Source organism: Fretibacterium fastidiosum, assembly GCF_000210715.1.
Lineage (GTDB): Bacteria > Synergistota > Synergistia > Synergistales > Aminobacteriaceae > Fretibacterium > Fretibacterium fastidiosum.
The window spans coordinates 2,075,827-2,079,139 of sequence record NC_021038.1 but is presented as its reverse complement, the minus strand read 5'-3'; the positions used below and the strand labels follow the sequence as shown (position 1 = coordinate 2,079,139).

Genomic DNA, 3,313 nt, shown 5'->3' with positions numbered 1-3,313 from the left:
CAATCTTTTGCCTGGTGGGGTTTTGGGAGTGGTTGGCGAGGATAGTGAGCGGTTCTGGATGTTTTGCGAGGGGGAGATGGTGTCGGTCGTCCCCGAGGTCATCGACATGGGAGCGGCGGTTTACGAGAGAAACGCCGGCCTGCTGGAGACGATGGAGCTGGCCGGCAAGTGCGTGTGCCTCGTCGGGTGTGGCAGCCTTGGGGGGACGATAGCCCTGGAACTGGCCAGGGCCGGGGTGGGGAGGTTCTTTCTGTTCGATATGGATACGCTTGAGCCGGCGAACCTTTCCAGACATGTCGCCGGCGTTGACGAGCTTGGACGCAATAAGGCGTATGTCGTGGAGCGGAGGATCCGATCCGTCAATCCCAACATTCAGGTAAGCTGCTGCACGAGGAACGTGGTGGACGATCCCGGTGGGATGGCCGCCCTGGAGGAGGCGGCGAAGCAGAGCCATCTGCTGATCTGCACCACCGATACGGACGATTCTCGCGTGCTCGTAAACTCCATATCCGTAGAGCACGGGATCAAGAGCCTTCAGGTGGGGCTCCACGAGAGGGCGGCATCGGGGATCGTTCAGCTGGTTCGTCCCGGAGAAGCGTGCTTTTCGTGCCATCGGCGGCGTATTCTGAGCGAGAGTGCGCTGCGTTCGGAAAAAGTCTCCTACAGCGAGGCGGAGGACCCTAGGGACCTTTACGTTCAGCCCGGACTTTCGGCTCAAATTAACCTGGTGGCGGAGGTTGGTGCCTTGAGGGCCATAGAGGCGCTCATGGACAGGGATTCACATGAGAACCTGACCCTCGTTTACGTCGACAGAGGAGGGGAGGCCCCTGAGGTGGAGAGCGGGGAGGCGCGGGGCAGGGAATTGCAGCTCAGGATATGCCGGCTGGAACTTGAGAAGGTCTCCGGCTGTCCGGTATGTGGGGGGGAATGACGAAGATGACGGCTCTGGAGTTCTTATTGACGGCTGCGGCGGCGGTTGTCCTGCTGTGTCTTCGAGGAGACGGCAGTTCGGTTTCGGCGGAGAACAGGCAGCCTGACGAGACGACGCGAGAGGAGGTGCCGGAACGCTGCCCGGCGCGGCATAGTCCTGTCGCTTCCTCTCAGCCGTTCGGGATGTCCTTTTCGTCAAAAGTCGTGCGGGAAATGGAAGCGCCCGAGGAGAAGGATCACCGCCTGCGTCCCTTTCACGTCCTCAATCCGGAGGGGGAGCTCTTCATGGTGGATACGGGAGCGGAGGGTCCGTTTTACGGTCCGGTCTGGACGCGCGTTCTGGACGCCTATGAAAAAGGCGAGTTTCTCCGTGCGCGCGTTGCATTCCGAAAGACAAGCCGTCAGAACGAGTTCTCCGGGTATGTCCTGAGTCTGGATGGGCTCCCTGTCTTTTTACCGCGCAGCAAAAGTTTTTATTTCTACGACGAGAAAAAAGATGCCGCAAAACGCTGTATTGCTGTTAAAATTGAGAGCATATACCCCAATGGGCCTCGGATCGGAAACGTTGTCGTCAATGCCAAACCGGCCTGGGACCTGGTAAGAAAGGGATTGTACCGCCTGGCTCCGGGCATTGAGGTCCATGCCCTGGCTATGGATATAGACCAGGGAGGAGGCGTGGAGGAAGGACATCTGGTCTTCCCGGCGCCGGAACACCGGCGGATTCTGGTCCCGCTCCCTGAGGCCCGAAGGCTGGCCCGGCAGGCGGGGCAATCCGTTCCGGACGATTTCCTCACCGGCCTGTATTGGCGGCTGCGGCTGATTGCCGGAGATGAGAGTGCATGGCAGGCCGAACCCCTGGAGGTTCTTATTTGAAGCTTGTCGTGGAAAATACGACTTGCTGAGAGGATGGAGGAGTCTTGATCTCTTCTCTTGTTCTGTGTGAGGCTCTGTCGGATGGACACGTTCCCGTTTCCAACGGGTACCTGCTTTTTTCCGCTTTGGCTCGTCGGCTCTCGGGGTTTGGGGGGCCGGAGCCCCTGCATGGAGCGCCCGGGTTCAAGGGGGTGGCCTTGAGCGCGCTCACTCCGGAATCCTTCTGGCGCACGCTGCATTATTCCTGGGGGAAAGGGGTCCTTCAACTTCAAAAGGGCGACAGGCTGGCCTTTCGCGTTTCCTTCCTGGACGACGCGCTTTTGGAGCCCTTTGCGGAGGCCGTGACGGGCTCTTCCCTCACCCTGGGCGGGGCGCCTGTCGGCGTCAAAAGGGTCTCGCGTCCCGGGGAAAACGCGATGAGCCGCCAGACGGACGAAGGGGCACTCAGGGAAAGCCCTCCCTGCGGCGGGGCTGACGTGACGTTTCTCTCTCCTACCGGGTTCAAGAGCGGGGCGGTTCAGAACATCCTCCCCTCTCCCGAACTCTGGTTCCGTAGTCTGGCTGCCCGATGGAAAACGGCCTATGGGGAAAATCCGCTGGAAAATCTGGGACAGGAAAATTCGATTAAAAACACGTTTGTCGCAGATTATTCCCTGCGAAGCGCGGCAGTGGTGCTGAAGGAAAATCTCGTCTTCCGCGGCTGTGTGGGACGGGTCCGTTATGTCTGGAAAAACGAAAGTACGGCGGTTAGAAAGGCGCTTGCCTGTCTGACCGCCTTCGCTTTTTTCTGCGGCGTCGGCTACAAGACGACCCAGGGGATGGGACAGGTGTTGGCGGAGTTTTGAGGCGATCGGTATTTTTTATGGAGAGGATGGTGCGGTATGGGGCGAAGCATTCCGAAGTCGGTGTGCATTGACGGGATTGAAAGTATCGGGCCAGGCGGCTCCCCCGAAGAACGGGTCTATGAAATCGAGCTGATCACCCCGATGTACGGCGGCGGGGTTGTGGCGGGGGTTGTCGATGAGGAGATGCCGGTGAGGGCGACCTCTATTCACGGACATCTGCGATTTTGGTGGCGTTTGCTCTATGGACTGAAGCTGTCTTTAAACGATATGAGAGAGGAAGAAGCCGCAATTTTCGGAAGCACTCGATCAGCCAGCAAGATAGCACTCAGGGTCAGGCTACATGATACCCGCTTGAGCTTAAAAGCTATGGCTTCTATTTCAGAAGAAGGCGAAAAGAAAAAGATTGTTTTTGAAGAGGGAAAAGAAAAGCTACAGTACGCGATTTTTCCTTTTCAGGGAAAAATCGGAAAAAGAGGAGAACCGGATGTCGCTCCATTTTTGGCTATCGTAAAGGCAGGATTCAAACTTTCCCTGTCCTTTTCTCCGAAACTTCCAGATGCTCAGAGGGAACAGGTTTTGAATTCCCTTCATGGCTGGATTAATTTCGGAGGGCTGGGGGCCCGGACGCGGCGTGGGTGCGGAGCACTTTACTCTAAAGAGTGCGC

4 protein-coding genes are annotated in these 3,313 nt (G+C 57.9%); all 4 read left to right on the top strand.

Translation table 11 applies throughout. The annotated features are described in order from the left end of the window. Positions 1-931, top strand: a 931-nt coding sequence (locus SY1_RS09465; protein ID WP_208873596.1) for a HesA/MoeB/ThiF family protein, incomplete at its 5' end; no start/stop codon positions are given. Then, complete coding sequence (locus tag SY1_RS09460) at positions 928-1,803, top strand: hypothetical protein (protein WP_208873594.1); 876 nt, start codon at positions 928-930, stop codon at positions 1,801-1,803. The genes SY1_RS09465 and SY1_RS09460, both read left to right, overlap by 4 nt. A gap of 416 nt (positions 1,804-2,219) precedes the next feature. Then, on the top strand, positions 2,220-2,648 hold the full coding sequence (gene cas6 / locus SY1_RS09455; RefSeq protein ID WP_208873592.1) for a CRISPR system precrRNA processing endoribonuclease RAMP protein Cas6: 429 nt from the start codon (positions 2,220-2,222) through the stop codon (positions 2,646-2,648). A 36-nt stretch (positions 2,649-2,684) separates the two neighbouring features. Continuing rightward, the coding region (cmr1, locus tag SY1_RS09450) for a type III-B CRISPR module RAMP protein Cmr1 (protein WP_208873590.1) at positions 2,685-3,313 on the top strand (629 nt) is incomplete at its 3' end.